Raw genomic sequence first — 19,010 nt, 5'->3', positions numbered from 1 at the left:
TTTTTTAAAGGGGGAGGAAGAGCGGGGGCATTTGTATGGGGTGGGATCGGGCTGAGGTTCCCGTTCAATCGGCGTGTGCGGATATAGCGCCGTTCGCGCGATTCGTTGGTGATGGGCCTGTCGGGCTGCGGCGGCAGTGGCGCGGAAAAGCAAATCCCCCTCGATCCCCCTTTTTCAAAGGGGGAGGAAGAGCGGGGCGGCGCGGGGTTTTGCTCGGCTTCGAATGCGGAGTAGCCGCTTACTGGAAGTCGTAATCCATATCCGGACCCGCCGCGGCCAGGAAGTGGCCCTGGGCGTAATCGATGCCGGCGGCGAACAGGAAGGACATGCTGGCCGCGTCCTGGACGAACTCGGCGATGGTCTGCTTGCCCAGTTCGCGCGCCTTGCTGGCGATCTCGCGGATGCGCTGCTGGTGGTCGGCGCTGCTGGGCAGGTCTTCCATGAAGGCACGGTCGATCTTCAGGAACGAAGCATCGAAATGGCTGAGCATCTGGAACGAGTTCAGGCCCGAGCCGAACTGTTCCAGGCCCACGCGCACGCCGAAACGCGAGACCCGGGCCTGGAATTCCTGCGCCGCGCGCAGGTGGGTGAAGACCTTGGACTCGGGCAGCTGCAGCACCAGCAGGCTGCCTTCGGCGTTCTGCCGCGCCAGCTGCTCTTCGATGTGCTGGAGCAGGCTTTCGTCCTGCAGCGAGGCCTGGGTGATCTTGACCAGCAAGGTGGTGCGCTTGCCGGCGCGCAGGCGATCGCCGATGACCTGGATGGCCTTGCCGACCACCCAGCGGTCGATTTCCCACAACAGCCCGTGCTCCTCGGCGATCTGCAGGAAGCTCAGCGGCTGCACCAGTTCGCCGGGCTCGCCCTGCATGCGCAGGTAGGCCTCGTACATCTCCATCGGCTCGCCGTGCAGATTGATCAGCGGCTGGTAGTTCATCAGGAAGCGGTCGGCGTCCAGCGCGTCGCGGATGCGCGTGACCCAGGCTTCGACGCGTTCGGACTCGGCGCGGTCGGCCGCGCCCGGGTCGAACAGTTCGGTGCGGTTGCCGCCCACGCCGATGCTGGACAGCACGCACTGGCTGGCCTTGCCCAGCACCGCGGTGACGCTGGCGATCTTCTCGCCGATCTGCACGCCGCCGATGCTGACGGTGGTGTTGAGCGAGCGGCTGGGGGTTTCCAGCACGTGGTCGGCGAAGGCGGTGCGCAGGCGGTCGGCCAGGGCCGAGGTCGCGTGGTAGTCGCAGTTGGGCGTGAGCACCGCGAACTGGTGCTCGGAGAAACGCGCGGCGACGTCGTCGGGGCCGATCACGGTGCGCAGGCGCTCGCCGAACGCGGCGATCAGCTCGTCGGACGCGTCCAGGCCGATTTCCTGCAGCAGGCGCGCGTAATGATCGGGTTCGATCAGCAGCAGGCCGTGGTGGGTGTTGTTCTGGGCGGCGTCGGACACCGCGTCCTCGAGCGCGCGCAGGAAGGTGGCGCGGTTGAGCAGGCCGGTGACCTGGTCGCGCTGGCGCAGGGCCTCGACCTCGCGCGCCAGTTCGGGGTCGAACTCCTGGCGGCGCAGGATCACCTGCAGGCACTGCTCGCCTTCGTAGCTGGCCGGCGTGAATTCCATGACCGCGGCGAAATGGCTGCCGTCGAGCGCGCGCGCCTCGGTTTCGTAACGCGGCGGCGGCGCCTCGCCCTTGGACAACTGCTTGAGCAGTTGCTTGAAGCCGTCGACCTGGCCGGGTGCGACCAGGTCCAGCAGCGACATGCCCTCGATCTCTTCGAAGGATTCGAAACCGAAGATATCCAGGTAGGCCGCGTTGGCGCGGATGTGCATGCCTTCGTGGATGTAGGCGATGGGCTCGCGCGAGGAATCGATCAGGGTGTCGCAGCGGCGCTCGGTCTCGCGCACCTGGGCTTCCAGGCGGCGCAGCGAGCGGCGCGCTTCCAGGTCGGCCCATTCGGCGCGGACCACGTTCTGCACGTGGTCGGTGTGACCGCGCAGGATCACGCTGCGCGCGCCCATCGACAGGACTTCCAGCAGGCCGGTGTCGTCGACGTTGTCCAGCAGGACCAGGACCGGCAGGTCCTTGCCGGTGCTGTCGACCTGCTGCATGACCTTGGGCAGCGGCAGGTTGCGCGCGTCGCGCGCGGCCAGCACCAGGTCGGGCTGCTGCAGCACCTGCGCGGCCAGCTCGGTTTCGTTCTCGGGACGCGACGGTCGCACGGCGATGCCGCTGTTGCGTAGACCGCTGACGATGGCTTCCGCCGCCTCGACGCTGTCGTCGACGATCAGCAGGCGCAGCACCATGTCTTTGCCGAATTGCATTCACCACCTCCGTGGCCCGCGTTTATGACACGAAGGCCGGGCCGGAGTCCATGCGAACCGCGTTACAGCGGTCGCTTTCCGGGATCTCCGGCGATCTCGCGCACCAGTTTTGGAACCAGGTAGCCAGAAAGCCGCGCGGCCAGCGCGCGATGCAGCGCGCGGGCACGTTCGTCTTCGATTTCGAAGTGCGCAGCCCCCTGCACACGATCGAGCTGATGCAGATAGTACGGCAGGACGCCGGCACGGAAACCACGCTCGCTCAAATCTGCGAGCGCCTCGACGCTATCGTTGACGCCGCGCAGCAGCACGGCCTGGTTGAGCAGGGTCGCGCCGGCGGCGCGCAGCCGGCCCAGGGCGGCATCGACGGCGGCGTCGAACTCCTGGGCGTGATTGGCGTGCAGGACCACGGTGACCGGCCAGGGCAGGGCGCGCAGCCAGGCCAGCAGCGGCGCGTCCACGCGCTCGGGCAGGACCACCGGCAGGCGGGTGTGGACGCGCAGGCGCTTGAGGTGCGGGACTGCGGCCAGGGCCTGGGTCAGCTCGGCCAGCTTAGGGGTGGCCAGCGACCAGGGGTCGCCGCCGGACAGGATGACCTCGTCGATCTCCGGGTCGGCTGCGATCAGGTCGATCGCGGCGCGCCAGCCGGCCGCGGCCGCGGTTTCCTCGGCATAGGGGAAGTGGCGGCGGAAGCAGTAGCGGCAGTGGATCGCGCAGCTGCCGGTGGTGACCAGCAGGGCGCGCCCGCGGTACTTGCGGATCACCCCGTCGCCGGCCTTGGCCAGGCCGTCGCCGACCGGGTCCAGGACGTAGCCGGGCATGGGTCGCAGCTCCTGGTCCAGAGGCAGGACCTGGCGCAGCAGCGGGTCGTGCGGGTCGCCGGCGCGCATGCGCGCGACGAAGCCGCGCGGCACCCGCAGCGGGAACTGCGCCGCGGCCTCGTCCGACACCCCGGCGGCGACGCCGTCCAGCCCCAGCAGGGCCAGCAGCTCGCGCGGATCGCGCACCGCATCGCGCCACAGCGCCTGCCAGCGCGCGGACGCGCCGGGGTGCGGGAGGGGCTGCGGCTGTATGGAGGCCGGGGCTGCGGGTATCATGCGGGGCTAGCTTGTATGGATCCGGTTTCGTGGGTCCGGCGCCCAGGGGCTTCCCCCGGCTCCGGTCCCGTTCGCGTCCCGCCCGGCCTTTCGGCGGCGGTGGCTGGCGCAGCCCGACATTCTAGCCTCCCGCCGTCGGTACGGCGGCCCCGACCCGTCGGGGCCCCGCGCACCGGCCGGCGCAACCGCCTCATTCTTACATTCGCAGGAGTTTCAGCATGGCCAGCTTGGGCATGAACGACGTCAAGACCGGACAGAAGATCCTGGTCAATAACGACCCGTGCATCATCACCGAGACCGAGTACGTCAAGCCGGGCAAGGGCCAGGCCTTCACCCGCATCAAGTACCGCAGCATCAAGTCGGGCCGCGTGGTCGAAATGACCATGAAGGCCACCGACAGCGTCGAACAGGCCGACGTGGTCGACACCGACATGCAGTACCTGTACTCCGACGGCGAGTACTGGCACTTCATGAACCAGGAGTCGTTCGAGCAGGTCCAGTCCGACAAGGCCGGCATGGGCGGCGCCGAGAAGTGGCTCAAGGGCGAGGAAGAGTGCGTGGTGACGCTGTGGAACGGCGTGCCGATCGCGGTCCAGCCGCCGAACTTCGTCGAGCTCAAGATCACCGAGACCGACCCGGGCGTGCGCGGCGATACCTCGGGCGGCGGCGGCAAGCCGGCCACCCTGGAAACCGGCGCGGTGGTGCGCGTGCCGCTGTTCGTGGGCCAGGACGAAATCATCAAGGTCGACACCCGTTCCGGCGAATACGTCAGCCGGGTGAAGTGACGCGAGGGCCCTTGGCCGCTTGTGGCCAAGGCTTTGCCATCGGGTCACTCCGCGAAAGCGGGGGCAGTGCTTTCAGCGCCATGCTGGATTCCCTGGTTCCCCGCATTCGCGATGCCATTGCGTCATCCCGCGAAAGCGGGGGTCCAGTGAATCAGCGCCATGCTGAACTCCCCCGACCCCCACCTTCGCGATCGAATCAGGATCCTCCCGCGCAAGCGGGGTATCCACCAAAGCTCAGGCGCCTCCGCCTGAGCCGGGCGGTCCGAACGCCACCCCGCGCCCACTCGCCATCCGCGCGTAACCGCAATCGGCCCCCGACCCGCTACGCTATCGATACGCGCCGCCGTTGCGCGAAAACGAAGGGCCGACTACGCGAATGACGACCGATACCGAAACCCGATCCTGCGACCTGTTGATCGAAGCGGGCTGGGTGGTCCCGGTCGAACCGCATGCGGTGGTGCTGGAAGACCACGCCGTGGCGGTGCGCGGCGGCGCGATCGTCGACGTGCTGCCCATCGCCGAAGCGCGCAGCCGCTACCGCGCCGCCGAGACCGTGTCGCGCCCCGAGGCGGCGCTGATCCCGGGCATGGTCAACGCCCACACCCACAACCCGATGACCCTGCTGCGCGGCATCGCCGACGACCTGCCGCTGATGGAATGGCTGCAAGGCCATATCTGGCCGGTCGAGGCGGCGGTGATCGGGCCGCAGTTCGTCGAGGACGGCATCACCCTGGCGATCGCCGAGATGCTGCGCGGCGGCACCACCTGCGCCAACGAGAACTACTTCTTCCCCGACGTCCAGGCCGCGGTCTACAAGCGCCATGGCTTCCGCGCCCGGGTCGGTCTGCCGGTGATCGATTTCCCGACCGCCTGGGCCCAGAGTTCGGACGAATACTTCGACCGCGCCGGCGAGGTCCACGACCTGTGGCGCGACGATCCGCTGGTCGCGACCGCGTTCGCGCCGCATGCGCCGTACACGGTCAGCGATGCGAACTTCGAACGCATCCGCATGCTCGCCGATCAGCTCGACCTGCCGGTGCACCTGCATACCCACGAGACCGCGCAGGAAGTCGCCGACTCGATCAAGCTGCACGGCCAGCGCCCGCTGGCGCGACTGGACCGGCTGGGCCTGGTCACCGACCGCCTGATCGCGGTGCACATGACCCAGCTCACCGACGCCGAGATCGAGCTGTGCGCGCAGCGCGGCGTGAGCGTGGTGCATTGCCCGGAATCCAATCTCAAGCTGGCCTCGGGTTTCTGCCCGGCCTGCAAGCTGCACCACGCCGGGGTCAATCTGGCGATCGGCACCGACGGCTGCGCCAGCAACAACGACCTGGACATGTTCGGCGAGACCCGCACCGCGGCGCTGCTGGCCAAGGCCGTGGCCGACGACGCCTCGGCGCTGGACGCGTTCAGCGCGCTGCGCGCGGCCACCCTGGGCGGCGCGCGCGCGCTCGGCTTCGAAACCAGGATCGGCTCGATCGAGATCGGCAAGCAGGCCGATCTGGTCTGCGTCGATCTGGGTCAGCTCGAAACCCAGCCGCTGCACCACGTGGTCTCGCAACTGATCTACGCCACCGGCCGCCACCAGGTCAGCGATGTCTGGATCGCCGGCGCTGCCAAGCTGCGCCAGCGCGTGCTGGTGGATATGGACGTCCAGGCCCTGATCGCCAACGCGCGCCAATGGCGCGGCCGGATCGCCGCGCTCGGGCGCTGAGTCCGGCGTCGTTCCCCCTTTTCACGTACGCACAGGCAGATCCCCCATGAGCGCACACGGCACCGCGTCCGAATCGGCCCAGGCCGGCGGCGACGACAACTACAGCCAGGCCGAACTCGACAAGTTCGGCGCCCTGGCCAACCGCTGGTGGGACCCGCAGGGCCCGCAGAAGGCGCTGCACGCGCTCAACCCGGCGCGTCTGGGCTATGTCGCGCAGCGCAGCACCCTGAGCGGCGCGCGCGTGCTCGACGTCGGCTGCGGCGGCGGCCTGCTCAGCGAGGCCCTGGCCGGCGCGGGCGCCGACGTGGTCGCGATCGACCTGGCGCCGGAACTGCTCAAGGTCGCGCGCCTGCACAAGTTGGAAACCGGTGTGCGCGTGGACTACCGCCAGCAGTCGGTGGAGTCGCTGGCGGCCGAACAGCCGGGCAGTTTCGACGCCATCACCTGCATGGAAATGCTCGAGCACGTGCCCGATCCGGCGGCGATCGTGCGCGCCTGCGCCAGCCTGCTCAAGCCGGGCGGGCGCCTGTTCCTGTCCACGCTCAACCGCACCCCGGCCGCGTTCGCGCTGGCCATCGTCGGCGCCGAGTACGTCGCGCGCGTGCTGCCCAAGGGCACCCACCAGTACCGCGATTTCATCAAGCCGTCCGAGCTGGCGGCATGGCTGCGCGCGGCCGAGCTGCAACTGGAAGACGTGAGCGGCCTGATGTACGAACCCTGGCGCAACGCCGCCCGCGTGATCGCGCGCACCGACGTCAATTACCTGGCCTGCGCGCGCAAGCCGGAGAGCGCATGAACCGCGAGATCGCGACGGCGTTTCCCAAGGCGGTGCTGTTCGATCTGGACGGCACTTTGCTCGACAGCGCGCCGGACATGCTGGCCGCGCTGAACGTGATGCGCGCCGCACGCGGCGACGCGCCCATGCCCCTGTCGCAGTTGCGTCCGCACGTGTCGCGCGGCGGCCAGGCCATGCTCGCGGCCGCGTTTCCGCAGGTGCCGGCCGACGAGCGCAGCGGCTGGCTGCAGGAATTCCTCGATCACTACCAGCGCGAACTCGGCCGCCACGGCGGGCCCTTCGACGGCATCGAGGCGATGCTGGCCGAACTGGAAGCCGCCGGCAGCGTCTGGGGCATCGTCACCAACAAGCCCGAGTATCTGGCGCAGCTGCTGATGCCGCTGCTGGGCTGGGAATCGCGTTGCGCGGTGCTGATCGGCGGCGACACCTTGGCCAAGCGCAAGCCCGACCCGCTGCAGTTGCTGGTGGCCGCCGAACGCATCGGTGTGGCGCCGGCCGACTGCGTCTACGTCGGCGACGACGAGCGCGACATCATCGCCGCGCGCGCCGCCGGCATGCCGTCGGTGGTGGCGCTGTGGGGCTACCGTTTGGCCGAGGACGATCCGTCGGCCTGGCAGGGCGATCGCCTGATCGAACAACCCGACACCTTGTGCGCGGCGGCGGCGTGGCCGCCCACGCGATGAGCGAACCGAAGGCCGACCCGGCGCGCGACGCCGGCCACGGCGCGGCCGCGCCCGAAGACGCGCTGGCCAGCTTCATCGGCAAGTGGCGCGCACGCTGGCCGGAATGGGCGCTGGCCGAAACCTTCGTGCCGGCCGCACAGCGCGAGACCGCGCTGGCCTGGGCCGCGCTGCAGCAGGAGCTGGCCGACGCCGCCTGGGGCGGGCGCGACGCACGGCCGGGCGAGCTCAAGCTGGGCTGGTGGCTGGAAGAGCTGCAGGGCTGGTCGCAGGGCCGGCGCCGGCATCCGCTGGGCCAGGCCCTGCAGCGCCTGCCTGCGCCCTGGGCCGCGCTTGCGGCCGCGCTGCCGAGCTTGCTGGAAACGCGCGAACGTCCGCTCGACCGCGCCGATGCGACCACCCAATTGAATACTTACGCGGCCGCGTTGGCCGCGGTCGATGCGGCCCTGTTCGGCGCCGCGGTCGCTACCGGCGACGCCGCCGTGGCCAGCGCCGGCCTGCTGCATGCGCGTCTGGCCCACGAGGGCGAAAGCGCGGTGCCGCTGGGCGTGCTGGCGCGCGCGGGCGAGGCCGCCGCGGTCGAGGCCTGGGCCGAGGAGTTGCGCAGGCACTGGCCCACCGAGCCGGCCGCGACCCGACCGAGGCGGCTGTGGGCGGCGCTGGCGCTGGGGCGCCTGCGCGCGGGCGACGCCGCCCGGCCGCTGTCGCCCTGGCGCGCCCTGCTCAGCGCCTGGCGCGGCGCGCGCGGCGGCCGCTAGGCCGCGCCGGCACATAGGCGCGGCCCGCGCACGGCCCAACCGCGGCCGCGCAGACACAGCGTTTCAGCCCCGGACAGGGGCGGGCCCGGCGCGGCCGGTAGAATGGCCCCGTTGCGGTCCCCCACGCCGCCCTCATTGAAGCTGTCGTGACCACCCATACGAACACCCCGCGTCGCCTCCCCGATGTCGCTTTCGACGCCGCCGCCGCGGCGCGTCCGCTGGACTGGGTCGGCATGTCCAACATCGCCCTGCCGCTGCGCGTGGCCTCGGGCCGCGGCGATCCGATCCAGGTCGCGGCCTCGGTCGACGTCTCGGTCGACCTGCGCGATGCCGACGCGCGCGGCATCCACATGTCGCGCATGTACCTGCAGCTGCAGGACGCCTTCGCCAGCGAGACGGTCACTCCGGCCGGCCTGCGCCGCGTGCTGCAGGCGCTGATCGAAGGCCAGGGCGGCATCTCCAGCGCCGCGCGCCTGGTGCTGCGCTACGAACAACTGCTGCTGCGTCCGGCCCTGGCCAGCGCCAACGCCGGCTGGAAGCGCTATCCGGTCGAGATCGACGCGACTTTGCTGGACGGCCATCTGCATCTGGGCCTGCGTTTCTCGGTCGAATACTCCAGCACCTGTCCGGCTTCGGCGGCGCTGTCGCGCCAGCTCAACGCCGAGCGCTTCGTCGAGGACTTCGCCGCCGCCCGCCCGCTGTCGACCGCCGTGGTCGGCGAGTGGCTGGCGTCCGAGCGCGGCCTGGCCGCCACCCCGCATGCCCAGCGCAGCCGCGCCGAGATCAGGGTCGAACTGCGTCCGGCCTTCGACGAGCTGCCGCTGAACGCGTTTATCGATGCCATCGAGCAGGCCCTGGGCACGCCGGTGCAGACCGCGGTCAAGCGCGAGGACGAGCAGGCCTTCGCCCGCCTCAATGCCGAGAACCTGATGTTCTGCGAAGACGCCGCCCGCCGCGTGGCAGCGGCGCTGTCGGCCGATCCGCGCATCGACCGCTACGAGGCACAGGTAGCGCATTTCGAAAGCCTGCATGCGCACGATGCGGTCGCGCGAGTGAGCGGGCAGGGCGCTCGCGACTGAACCCGGCGATCCGACGCGCGGGTTGGCTGTTCATGCTTCGATAAGCGCATCGTGAACGGCTCATCGCGGCTAAGCCGCGGCGGTGGACGGCAGGCGCAGTCGCAACCCCGATCGCCTGGCGCTGCTGCCCAGTTCGTCATTCCCGCGCGGGCTCCCCTTTACGTCGGCGGAGCCGAATATCCAGCGACTTAGGCGCCATGCGCCGATACGGCGCCTGACTCGCCGGAGCCACGCAGGCCCACGATCCGCGGCTCGAACGGCCCGCCATGAACCGCCCCCGAGCGGCTTCCCGGAGAGGCCTCGCTCCGCCATCAGCCCACGCCGACCCCGCAGCCCATGTCGGCACACACCCGGCATCCAAAAACCACCGCTTACCGCCTCTTAAAACACCCCCGCCGGCCGTTCGGAGCGCTTAAACGGCCGTAAAACTGTGCGTGCCGTCACCTCATTGGGCTATGCTCGAAGCGTTGCAGGGTGCCGAGGCGGGTTATGGGGAAACCCTCGCGTCGTAAGTGGCAGGCCGTCCTGGTCTGGCTGGGCATGCTAGTGGCGGCCGTCGCGCCGGCGCAGTCGCCTTCCTTGCAACTCTCGCGCCTGGATGCCGACCCCTTGCCCGTGCAGGTCCTGGCCGGCGACTTCGACCAGCGCTTCGTCGCCGTGTCCGATCTGTCCTTGCGCGAACGCGACCGCGCGCCGCGCTGGTGGCGGCTGACCACCACCCGCGACCGCAGCGCCGCCGATCAGCCGCAGCTGGTGCTGCGCTCGCCGCACCTCAACCGCGTCGAAGTCTGGCTGCCGAATTCGCCGCTGCCGGTGCCGCGCGCGCTGCTGGGCAACGGCGCCGACCGCAGCGCGTCCACGCGCGCACTGGTGGTCCCGTTGAGCCACGGCCTGGCCGCCGGCGAATCGGTGTACCTGCGCGTGCAGTCGCTCACGCCGCTGCCGATGACGGCCTCGATCGAACCCCTGGCGGTGGTGCACAGCAAGGACATGACCCATGTCGCCTGGCGCACCGCCGTGCTCACCACGATGGTGGTGCTGGCGATCCTCGCGTTCGGCTTCTGGGCCGGAATCGGCGAGCGCAGCTATCTGATGCTGAGCCTGACCCTGCTGGCGCAGCTGCTGTACCTGATCAGCTACGGCGGCGAAGTGCGTTCGATTCCGTTCCTGGCCATGCTGGTCGGCGACGATGCGCGCGCCGGGCGCATGTTCGGCCTGATCGCGGTGCTGGCCAGCAACGCCTTCCTGGCCCACTACCTGAGCCTGCGTCAGACCCAGCCCGGTCTGATGCGGGTGCTGATGGGCTGCAATATCGCGATCGTGCTGTTGATGCTGGTGACCCTGGCCACGGTCGCGCCGGTGATCGCGTTGGCGGCCAACCTGATTCTGCTGACCGGCTTCGGCATCGTGGTGGCGGCCGGCGCGATCGGCGTGCTGCGGCGTCAGCGCGAGGCGTATTTCCTGCTGCTGTCGTGGACGCCGATGTTCGTGCTGACGGCCCTGCGTTTCGCCGGGCAGTTGGGCTGGTGGGGCAATCCGGAATGGATGGACTACGCCTTCCCGCTCGGCTTCGCGATGGGCGGACTGGTGCTGATGATCGGGCTGTCCGACAAGCTGCAGCAGCTGCGCCGGGATCGCGATCAGGCCAGCCGCCAGGCCACCTACGACGCGTTGACCGGCGCGATGACGCGCCCGGCGATCGAGGCCCGCCTCAAGGCCGCGGTCGAGTCGGCGCACAAGAGCCGGCGCCCGCTGTCGGTGGTGTTCTTCGACGTCGACCATTTCAAGCGCATCAACGACGAGCACGGCCATCGGGTCGGCGACCAGACCCTGCGCATCATCTCCCTGCGCACCCGCAATCGCCTGCGCACCTACGACCTGTTCGGCCGCTACGGCGGCGACGAGATCCTGGTGGTGCTGCCCGACACCCAGCTGCGCGAAGCCCTGGGCGTGGCCGAGAACCTGCGTTCGTCGGTGAACTGCCGGCCCTTGTCGATCGACGGCAAGCTGCTCGGCGCCAGCCTCAGCGTGGGCGTGGCCGAACTCATGCTGGAGGAAACCGCCGAGCAATTGCTGGAGCGCGCCGACGCGGCCCTGTACGCCAGCAAGTCGGCCGGCCGCGATCGCGTGACCGGCCACAGCGCTTCGCGCGCGCAGGAGTTGGTGCACTAGCCCGGCGCGGGCGCGGGTTTACTTGGCGCCGGCGCGCACCGCGTCGCCGCGTTCCAGCACCAGCAGCGGATCGATGCGCACGTCGAACCAGTTCATGCCCCAGTGCAGGTGCGGCCCGGTCGCGCGGCCGGTGGCGCCGACCGCGCCCAGGACCTGGCCCTGGACGATGCGGTCGCCGACTTTCACGTCGATGCGCGACAGGTGCAGGAAGTTGGAGCTGATGCCATGGCCGTGGTCGAGCAGCAGGGTGCCGCCGGTCAGGTACAGGTCGGGCGCGGCGAAGGTGACCACCCCCGCGGCCGGCGCCAGCACCGGCGTGCCCGTGGCCGCGGCGATGTCCATGCCCGAATGGGCGGAGCCGGGCTGGCCGTTGTACACGCGCTGATTGCCGAAGCGCCCGCTGATGCGGCCGCGCACCGGCCACACGAAGGCCTGGGCGAAGTCGGCGCGCTCGTCGTCGCGATCGCGCGCGGCGGTGACCAGGGCTTGCTCGCGGCGGATGCGTTCGGCGATCTCGGGCGGCGGATTCACGGTCTTGGGCGGCACGCCGTTGATCTGTTCGATCGGCCAGTCGCGCGGCAGCACCACGATGCTCACGCGCTGGCTGCGGCCGTCGGCGGCCATCACGTCGACCTCGACCGGCGCGGTCTGCTCGCGGCCGATGCCGAACACCACCGAACCGTAGGGCGTGGCGCGCAGCGTGCGCTCGCCGTAACGCACGCTCGCGCCGGCGGGCACCTTGCCGATCACCATCGCGCCTTGTTGCACCGATGGCGGAAACACGATGCGCGGGTCGACGGCGTCGCCGGCGGGCGCCGCGACCGGCGTCGGCGCGGGCTGGGCGTCGGCGACCGGCGCCGCGCTGGAGGCGGCCAGCGCCAGCGTCGCCAGCGCGGCCGCCACGGCCAACCTCATCGCGCGAACGCCAGGCGCTGCCCGTTGGCGGCGCCGACCAGGCGCGCGCCGTCCCAGGCCAGCACGCCGTTGACCCAGGTCGAGGCGATGCGCGAATGGAAGGTGCGGCCTTCGAACGGCGACCAGCCGCACTTGGACAGCACGTCCTCGCGGCGCACCGTGAAGGGCGTGTCGTCGATCAGCACCAGGTCGGCGGCGTAGCCCTCGCGCAGGAAGCCGCGGCCTTCGACGTCGAACAGCTTGGCCGGCGCGTGGGCGAACTTGTCGACCACCTGGGCGGTGCTCAAGCGGCCTTCGTGTACCAGTTCCAGCGCGGCGTTGAGCGCGTACTGCACCAGCGGCAGGCCGCTGGGCGCGGAGGTGTAGGGGCGGCCCTTTTCCTCCAGCGTGTGCGGCGCGTGATCGGTGGCCAGCACGTCGATCACGTCCTCGGCCACGGCGCGGATCAGCGCCTCGCGGTCGCTGGCGTCCTTGATCGCCGGATTGCACTTGATCAGATGGCCGAGCGCGGCGTAATCGGCGCGGTCGAAGCGCAGGAAGTGGATGCAGGTCTCGGCGGTGATGCGCTTGCCCTCGATCGGGCCGGGCGTGAACAGGGCCAGTTCGTCGGCGGTGCTGATGTGCAGCACATGCAAGCGGGTGTTGTGCTTGCGCGCCAGCGAGATCGCCAGTTCGGTCGACTTCTTGCAGGCCTGACGCGAGCGGATGTCGGGATGGCATTCGGCCGGGATGTCGTCGCCGTACTTGGCCTTGTAGCGGGCCAGTTCGGCGTCGATCATCGGAGTGTCTTCGCAATGCGTGATGATCGGCGTGGGCACGTCGCGGAAGATCGCGTCCAGGGTGACCGGATCGTCGACCAGCATGTTGCCGGTGGACGCGCCCATGAACACCTTCACGCCCGGCGCGGTGCGCGGGTCCAGGCGCTGGATATCGGCCAGGTTGTCGTTGCTGGCGCCCAGGTAGAAGCCGTAGTTGGCCCAGGCGCGACCGGCGGCGCGGCGGTACTTGTCCTCCAGCGCCTCGGCATTCAGGGTCGGCGGATTGGTGTTGGGCATGTCCATGAAGGTGGTCAGCCCGCCCGCCACCGCGGCGGCCGATTCGGTGGCCATGTCGGCCTTGTACTCCAGGCCCGGTTCGCGGAAATGGACCTGGTCGTCGATCATGCCCGGCAGCAGGCGGCGGCCGCCGGCGTCGACCACGATTTCGCCGTCGCGGGCGGTCAGGCCGGTGCCGATCCGGGCGATGCGGCCGTCCTCGATGCGCAGGTCGCCGTCGTATTCGCGGCCTTCGTTGACCAGGCGGGCGTTGACGATCAGTGTCGATGACATGAGTGTTTTCCGGGGTCCAGGGGCGGCACCGGGTCGTGGCCGCCGGGGTGCAGGGGATGACAGCGCAAAATCCGCCGCAAGGCGAGCCAGCTGCCCTTGAAGGCGCCGAAACGGGCGATCGCCTGCATCGCGTACTCCGAGCAGGTCGGATAGAAGCGACAGCGCGGCCCGAGCAGTGGACTGATCCAGCGCTTGTAACCGCGTAGCAGGACGATGAGGAGGCGGTCGATCACGTTTCCTTAATGCGGACGACCGGCGTCGGATTGCGGTTGCCGCAGTAGTCGGGGCAGGGTATAACAGCGCGCTTTCCTCTCACAAGGCAAGCGCAAGGCAAGGCCGGGCGAACCCCAGTGACAGGGTTGGCCTGACGAGGCGAAAAATGCCGGGTACGGCGGATTTCGCTTGCGGCGGTCGCGCATTTGTGTATTTGATCGCCGAGCGGACCTCGCGGTTCGCGAAGCTTCCGGAACGGTCCGGGAGTTCCCTCAGGGAATAGAAGGACAAGCCGCTCGTGGCAGTGAAAAAACCTGCGAAGAAGGCCGCCAAGGCGGCTAAGAAGACCGTCAAGCCGGCCGTGAAGAAGGCCGCCTCCTCCAAGACTGCGGCCAGCAAAACCGCGACCAAGAAGCCGGCGGCGAAGAAGCCCGCGGCCAAGGTCGCCGCCAAGAAGGTCGCCAAGCAGCCCGCAGTCAAGAAGCCCGCGGCCAAGAAGGCGGCGCCGGTCAAGAAGCCCGCGTCCAAGCCTGCAGCCAAGAAATCGCCGGTCGTCGCCAAGAAGGCGGCGCCCGTGAAGAAGCCCGCGGCCAAGCCCGCTGCGCCGGCCAAAAAGCCGGTCGCGGCCAGCAAGGCCCCGGTCAAGAAACCCGTGGTGGCCCCGGCGGCCGCGGCAAGGAAGCCAGAGCCCAAGCCCACCGTCGTCAAGAAACCCGCCGCTAGCCCGCCGACCAAGACCGCACCGGTGGCGACGCTCGCGAGCAAGAACGAACCCGCAAAGAGCACAGTGACCCAACCAGTCTCCAGCAAGTCCCCCGCCGCTGCGACCCCGCCCGCCGCCAAGCCCGCCGCTACCCGCCCCCTGGGCAAGGTCGCCGTGGCCGTGGCCGCCAAGCCCCAGGCGCCCGCGCCCAAGGCCAAGGTGAAGGTCGTCCCGTATCAGAACGATGAGGCCACTGGCCGTCCGATCGTGCCGCAGGGCTACCGCCCGGCCGTGGACGAGGAATACATGAGCCCGCTGCAGTTGGAGTACTTCCGCCAGCGCCTGCTCAGCTGGCGCGCCGACCTGGTCGAAGAGTCCAAGCAGACCATCGAGAACCTCAAGGACGAAGTCCGCGACGTCGGCGACGAAGCCGAGCGCGCGACCCGCGAAACCGAGAACTCGCTGGAACTGCGCACCCGCGACCGCTACCGCAAGCTGATCAGCAAGATCGACAGCACGCTCAAGCGCGTCGACTCCGGCGACTACGGTTTCTGCGTCGACACCGGCGAAGAGATCGGCCTGGAGCGTCTGGAAGCCCGCCTCACCGCCGAGCGCACCATCGACGCGCAGGAGCGTTGGGAGCACATGCAGAAGCAGATGGGCGACTGAGCCTCGCGGCTAGGATCGCTTGCGAAAGGCCCCGCGCGAGCGGGGCTTTTTCGTTGGCGGCGCGGGCAGGAGCAAATCCCCCTCAATCCCCCTTTTTCAAAGGGGGAGGCGGTGCGTCGAAAGGCGGCTTGCTGTTCCCCCCTTTGAAAAAGGGGGGCTAGGGGGGATTTGCTTCTAAGCTCGACCGACCGCAACGCCCCAGCGCCGCTACTGCAAATCGCGCAGATTCAAGCGCCGCAGCTTCGGCGCCAGCTTGGCCGTCGCCGCCACCACCATCAGGGTCATGCAGCCGCCGAACACCACCGACGGCACCAGGCCCAGCAGCTTGGCCGCCACGCCCGATTCGAACGCGCCCAGCTCGTTCGACGAACCGATGAAGATGCCGTTGATTGACGACACCCGGCCGCGCATTTCGTCCGGCGTCGACAACTGCAGAATGGTCGAACGCAGCACCACCGACACGCCGTCGCACATGCCCGACAACAGCAGCATGGTCGCCGACAGCCAGAACTGGCGCGACAGCGCGAAGCCGATGATGCACAGGCCGAAACCGGCCACCGCGTACAGCAGCAGGCGCCCGGCGTGCTTCTGCGGCGGATGTCGCGCCAGCCACAGCCCGATCAGCACCGCGCCGGCGGCCGGCGCCGCCCGCAGGATGCCCAAGGCCTCGGGTCCGTAATGCAGCACGTCGTGGATGAAGGCCGGCAGCAACGCGACCGCGCCGCCGAACAGCACCGAGAACATGTCCAGCGCCTGCGCGCCCAGCACGATCTGGTTGTTGAACACGAAGCGCAGGCCTTCGCCGATGCTCTTGAACACCGGCGCGCGCTCGGCCGCGGGCGCGGGTTCGGTCACGCGCAGGGAAATGATCGCGATCGCCGCGGCCAGCGCGAACGCGGCCGAGGTCAGGTAGGCCGAGGTCACCCCGCCCCAGGCGATCAGGCCGCCGCCCAGCGCCGGGCCCACCACCAGCCCGGTCTGCATGACCACGCTGCCGACGCCGGCGCCGCGCGCGAACTGCTCGCGCTTGAGCACGCGCGCGAACAGCGACATGTAGACCGGCGACAGGAACGCGCGCACCACGCCGTTGATCGCGATCGCCGCATAGATGGTCAGGGTGCCGATGCCGAACGCGCCCGCGGGCAGATGGCCGCTGGCCACGCCGGCCAGCATCAGGGTGGTCAGCAGCAGGCCCAGGCAGGCGAACATGCCCAGCTTGCGCCGCGGCAGGTGATCGACCGCATAGCCGGCGAACAAGGCGAAGCAGAAGTAGGGCACCACCTCGGTCAGGCCGATCAGGCCCAGCGCGAGGGTGTCGTTGGTGAGCTTGTAGATGTGCCAGCCGACCGTCACCGCGACGATCTGGTAGGACATCATCGCCAGCAGACGATAGACCAGCAGGCCGACGAAACCGCGGTTATGCAGCAGCGACGGCTCGGGCGCGGTCGCCGCTGCGTTCACAGCCGCTGACGGGCCTGGTCGCCGATGAAGGCCAGCAGCGCGGTCAGGCCGTTGCTGCGGGTCGGCGAGAGGTGCTTGGCCAGGCCGATGTCGGCGATGTAGTCGGCCTCGGTGGCGGCGATCTCGGCCGCGCTGCGGCCCGAGTACACCCGCAAGGCCAGGAAGATCAGGCCGGACACGATCGCCGAATCGCTGATGGCATGGAAATCCAGGCGCTCGGCATCGCCCTGGGCGACGATCCAGACCAGCGACTGGCAGCCGTGCAGGCGGTGCTCCTCGGTCTTCCACGCCTCCGGCAGCGCGGGCAGCTTGCGGCCGAGGTCGATCAGGTACTGGTAGCGCTCGGACCAGTCGCCGAAGAAGGCGAATTCCTCGCGGATCGCGGCCTGGGCTTCGGTGGCGGTGGGTTCGAGCGGGAAGGGCGAGACGGGGACGGCGATGGCGTTCATTGCCTGCATATTCTACGCCTCATGCGCGGGAACGGGCGGGACGCTGCGTCGCTGCGTGGGCTGTCTTGTCGCTCGCAAAGAAAATCCCCCTAAATTCCCTGTTTCAAAGGGGGATGCAAAAAGCCGGTATCGCTGAGCGCCGCGCTTTACCCCCACCTTTGAAAAAGGAGGGCCGGGGAGGATTTGCTTTTCGGCACGGCTTAGCGAGCGCGCAAGCCCGGCGGTTCGCAAGAGCAGCTGGTGCCGATAGGGCATCGCCTAAGCGCGCTTCCTCACCCAGCGCACGCCCTGCGGCGTGTCTTCCAGCAGGATGCCTTCGCCCGCTAGCTGGTCGCGGATCGCGTCCGAGCGCGCGAAGTCGCGGTTCTTCTTGGCCGCGCTGCGTTCGTCGATCAGGGCCTGGATGCGCGCATCGTCGCTGCCGTCGGCGCCGCGTGCGAACCAGGCCGCCGGATCCTGCTGCAGCAGGCCCAGGGCCAGGCCGGCGCCCAGCAGCTGGCGCTTGAGCGCCGCCCGCTCGTCGCCCTCGGCCTTGCGCGCCTCGGATGCGATGCGCGCGATCTCGGCCAGCGCGTTGGGCGTGTTGAGATCGTCTTCCAGCGCCGCCTCGATCGCGGCCGGAATCTCGATGCCCTCGACCAGGGCGATGTCGGCCAGGTCGCGCAGCGTCCCGTACAGACGGTCCAAGGTGCGCACGCTTTGCTCGATCAGCGCGTCCGACCAGTCCAGCGGCTGGCGGTAGTGGGCCGAGAGCAGGGCGTAGCGCAGGGCTTCGGGCGGGTGCTCGCGCACCAGGTCGTGCACGCGCTCGATGTTGCCCAGCGACTTCGACATCTTGGCGCCGCCGAAGTTGAGCATGCCGTTGTGCAGCCAGTGGCGGGCGAAGATCTTGCCGCCGTGCGCGCATTCGCTCTGGGCGATCTCGTTCTCGTGATGCGGGAACTGCAGATCGACGCCGCCGGCGTGGATGTCGATGGTCTCGCCCAGGTGGGCGGCGGCCATCGCCGAGCATTCGATGTGCCAGCCCGGGCGGCCGCGGCCCCAGGGCGAGTCCCAGCCGGGCAGGTCGTCGGTGGACGGCTTCCACAGCACGAAATCGCCGGCGTCGCGCTTGTACGGGGCCACCTCGACGCGCGCGCCGGCCAGCATTTCTTCCGGGTCGCGGCGCGACAGCTTGCCGTAGCGGTCGAAGCTGCCGATCGCGAACAGGGCGTGGCCCTCGGCCGCGTAGGCGTGGCCGTTGGCGATCAGGCGCTCGATCATGGCGATGATCTGGTCGATGTGCGCGGTGGCGGCCGGTTCCAGGTCCGGCGCGCGCACGCCCAGCGCGGCCATGTCCTCGCGGTAGGCGGCGGCGTAGCGGTCGGTGATGGCCGAGATCGGCACCCGCTGCTCGGCGGCGGCGGCGTTGATCTTGTCGTCGACGTCGGTGATGTTGCGCGCGTAGACCAGGCCGCCGTAGCGGCGGCGCAGCAGGTCGGCGAGCACGCCGAACACCACCGGGCCACGGGCATTGCCGATGTGCACGTAGTTGTAGACGGTGGGCCCGCACACGTACATGGTCGGGCGGGCGGGATCGACGGGTACGAACGGCTCGACCCGTCGCGTCAGGCTGTTGTAGAGATGCAGGCTCATGGGGGCACGCTATGGTTCAGGCCATTCTAGCGGCAGGGGCCCGACCCGCGCAGCCGGCGTCCTTCCACTCAGGCCCGCGGCGATCCCGATCCGGCCGAAAGCCCTCCGACCGCGCTCGGTCGGCGGAATGAGAATCGATGCGAGGGCGCCGATCTCGTCCTGGGTTCGGGACTGGAGGGTTGATTCAGGTCGTGGCTACACTCCGGTCCTTACAATTTGTTCACGGAACCGATGCGAGCCCG

The 19,010-nt window shown here is 69.6% G+C and carries 16 protein-coding genes; 8 read left to right on the top strand and 8 right to left on the bottom strand.

What is annotated here, in order from left to right:
* Nucleotides 1-238 precede the first annotated feature (238 nt).
* Both BMZ45_RS08645 and epmB read right to left on the bottom strand, forming a co-directional pair.
* The gene (locus BMZ45_RS08645) at nt 239-2,314 is read right to left on the bottom strand and encodes an EAL domain-containing response regulator (RefSeq protein WP_091635125.1); all 2,076 of its coding nucleotides are present in this window, start codon (nt 2,312-2,314) and stop codon (nt 239-241) included.
* Between the two features lie 62 nt (nt 2,315-2,376).
* Nucleotides 2,377-3,408 (bottom strand): EF-P beta-lysylation protein EpmB, encoded by a 1,032-nt coding sequence (gene epmB / locus BMZ45_RS08640; protein ID WP_091635122.1) that lies wholly within the window; start codon nt 3,406-3,408, stop codon nt 2,377-2,379.
* Between the two features lie 218 nt (nt 3,409-3,626).
* Here epmB and efp point away from each other — a divergent pair, with 218 nt between their 5' ends.
* The 7 genes from efp (at nt 3,627) to BMZ45_RS08605 (ending at nt 11,395) form a co-directional block, all read left to right on the top strand.
* Nucleotides 3,627-4,193, top strand: a complete 567-nt coding sequence (gene efp / locus BMZ45_RS08635) for an elongation factor P (protein WP_091635119.1) — start codon at nt 3,627-3,629, stop codon at nt 4,191-4,193.
* A 376-nt stretch (nt 4,194-4,569) separates the two neighbouring features.
* A complete protein-coding gene (locus BMZ45_RS08630) occupies nt 4,570-5,910 on the top strand; it encodes a TRZ/ATZ family hydrolase (protein WP_091635117.1) in 1,341 nt (446 codons plus the stop codon).
* Between the two features lie 46 nt (nt 5,911-5,956).
* Nucleotides 5,957-6,706, top strand: coding sequence for a bifunctional 2-polyprenyl-6-hydroxyphenol methylase/3-demethylubiquinol 3-O-methyltransferase UbiG (gene ubiG / locus BMZ45_RS08625; protein ID WP_091635114.1), 750 nt, complete (start codon nt 5,957-5,959; stop codon nt 6,704-6,706).
* Nucleotides 6,703-7,389, top strand: a complete 687-nt coding sequence (locus BMZ45_RS08620; protein WP_091635111.1) for a phosphoglycolate phosphatase — start codon at nt 6,703-6,705, stop codon at nt 7,387-7,389. The genes ubiG and BMZ45_RS08620 overlap by 4 nt, the downstream gene beginning before the upstream one ends.
* On the top strand, nt 7,386-8,144 hold the full coding sequence (locus BMZ45_RS08615; protein ID WP_139215443.1) for a squalene/phytoene synthase family protein: 759 nt from the start codon (nt 7,386-7,388) through the stop codon (nt 8,142-8,144). The genes BMZ45_RS08620 and BMZ45_RS08615 overlap by 4 nt, the downstream gene beginning before the upstream one ends.
* A gap of 146 nt (nt 8,145-8,290) precedes the next feature.
* On the top strand, nt 8,291-9,223 hold the full coding sequence (gene folE2 / locus BMZ45_RS08610) for a GTP cyclohydrolase FolE2 (protein WP_175489007.1): 933 nt from the start codon (nt 8,291-8,293) through the stop codon (nt 9,221-9,223).
* Between the two features lie 489 nt (nt 9,224-9,712).
* Nucleotides 9,713-11,395, top strand: a complete 1,683-nt coding sequence (locus tag BMZ45_RS08605; protein ID WP_091635104.1) for a diguanylate cyclase — start codon at nt 9,713-9,715, stop codon at nt 11,393-11,395.
* Between the two features lie 18 nt (nt 11,396-11,413).
* Here the strand turns inward: BMZ45_RS08605 and BMZ45_RS08600 are convergent, their stop codons facing one another.
* The 3 genes from BMZ45_RS08600 to yidD are packed head-to-tail and all read right to left on the bottom strand — an operon-like array spanning nt 11,414 to nt 13,871.
* Nucleotides 11,414-12,310 (bottom strand): M23 family metallopeptidase, encoded by an 897-nt coding sequence (locus BMZ45_RS08600; protein ID WP_091635101.1) that lies wholly within the window; start codon nt 12,308-12,310, stop codon nt 11,414-11,416.
* Nucleotides 12,307-13,638, bottom strand: a complete 1,332-nt coding sequence (locus BMZ45_RS08595; RefSeq protein WP_091635099.1) for a dihydroorotase — start codon at nt 13,636-13,638, stop codon at nt 12,307-12,309. Before BMZ45_RS08595 ends, BMZ45_RS08600 begins: the two co-directional genes overlap by 4 nt.
* Nucleotides 13,623-13,871, bottom strand: a complete 249-nt coding sequence (gene yidD, locus BMZ45_RS08590; protein WP_200943927.1) for a membrane protein insertion efficiency factor YidD — start codon at nt 13,869-13,871, stop codon at nt 13,623-13,625. Before yidD ends, BMZ45_RS08595 begins: the two co-directional genes overlap by 16 nt.
* Nucleotides 13,872-14,149: 278 nt before the next feature.
* Here yidD and dksA point away from each other — a divergent pair, with 278 nt between their 5' ends.
* Complete coding sequence (dksA, locus tag BMZ45_RS08585; protein WP_091635096.1) at nt 14,150-15,223, top strand: RNA polymerase-binding protein DksA; 1,074 nt, start codon at nt 14,150-14,152, stop codon at nt 15,221-15,223.
* Between the two features lie 207 nt (nt 15,224-15,430).
* On the opposite strand, the gene BMZ45_RS08580 is transcribed toward dksA, so the two are convergent.
* The 3 genes from BMZ45_RS08580 to cysS all read right to left on the bottom strand — a co-directional run bounded on the left by BMZ45_RS08580 (nt 15,431) and on the right by cysS (nt 18,768).
* Entirely contained in the window at nt 15,431-16,684 is a 1,254-nt protein-coding gene (locus BMZ45_RS08580; protein WP_091635095.1) for an MFS transporter, read from the bottom strand.
* Nucleotides 16,681-17,133, bottom strand: a complete 453-nt coding sequence (locus BMZ45_RS08575; protein ID WP_091635092.1) for a SufE family protein — start codon at nt 17,131-17,133, stop codon at nt 16,681-16,683. The genes BMZ45_RS08580 and BMZ45_RS08575 overlap by 4 nt, the downstream gene beginning before the upstream one ends.
* A 258-nt stretch (nt 17,134-17,391) precedes the next feature.
* Nucleotides 17,392-18,768: a cysteine--tRNA ligase gene (cysS, locus tag BMZ45_RS08570; RefSeq protein ID WP_091635090.1), complete on the bottom strand. Its 1,377-nt coding sequence runs from the start codon at nt 18,766-18,768 to the stop codon at nt 17,392-17,394.
* Nucleotides 18,769-19,010: the final 242 nt, after the last annotated feature.

Source organism: Lysobacter sp. cf310, assembly GCF_900114355.1.
Lineage (GTDB): Bacteria > Pseudomonadota > Gammaproteobacteria > Xanthomonadales > Xanthomonadaceae > Lysobacter.
The sequence above is the reverse complement of the archived record's forward strand: the minus strand, read 5'-3'. Positions and strand labels throughout refer to the sequence as shown.